Source organism: Mesorhizobium sp. M2C.T.Ca.TU.002.02.1.1 (genome assembly GCF_003997225.1).
The window spans coordinates 1-740 of sequence record NZ_RZTO01001401.1 but is presented as its reverse complement, the minus strand read 5'-3'; the positions used below and the strand labels follow the sequence as shown (position 1 = coordinate 740).

The following is a 740-nucleotide window of genomic DNA, read 5'->3' as shown; positions in this document are numbered from 1 at the left end:
GGATGTCGACAGCGGCGCCTAATGCCGGGTTGGCGGTGATGCCGGACATGCCGTCCGAGCCGCCGCATTGCAGGCCGACGACGATCTCGCTGACCGGGATGGGCTCGCGCTTGAGGTGGCCGACTTCCTCGGCGATCTCGGTGAGCACGCCCATCGCCTTCTCGACCGATTTGCGCGAGCCGCCGGCCTCCTGGATGTTGAAATGGCGTTTTCCCGCCGCCACGCCCTTCTGGCCGTAGAGGGTGAGCTGGTTGACCTCGCAGCCGAGCCCCACCATCATCACGCCGCCGAAATTCGGATGGCGCGCATAGCCCGCAAGCGTGCGGTGCAGAACCATCATGCCGTCACCCGTGCCGCTCATGCCGCAGCCCTGGCCGTGGACGATCGGCACGAAGCCGTCGATGCCGGGATATTTCGGCAGAATCCTGCGGTTGGCCTCGTCGGCGATGGCGTGGCAGACGGTGGCCGAACAATTGACGCTGGCGATGATGCCGATGAAGTTGCGCGTGCCGGCGCGGCCATCGGCGCGGCGGTAGCCCATGAAGGTGCGCTTGCGGTCGGCCTCGGTGGCGTGCTCGGCCTCGCTTGGCGGCACCACCGGCAGGCGGCCGCTCTCGAACACCAGATTGTGCGAGTGAACATGCTCGCCAGGCGCGATGTCTTGCGTGGCGCGGCCGATCGCCTGCGCGTATTTCACAACCGCTTCGCCCGCGGCGATCGGCTTGATCGCCATCTTGTGG

Annotated in this window: 1 protein-coding gene; it reads right to left on the bottom strand. The window is 67.2% G+C overall.

What is annotated here, in order from left to right; all coding sequences use genetic code 11:
- On the bottom strand, window positions 1-740 hold a 740-nt coding region (locus tag EOD07_RS36380), incomplete at both ends, for a UxaA family hydrolase (RefSeq protein WP_164772957.1).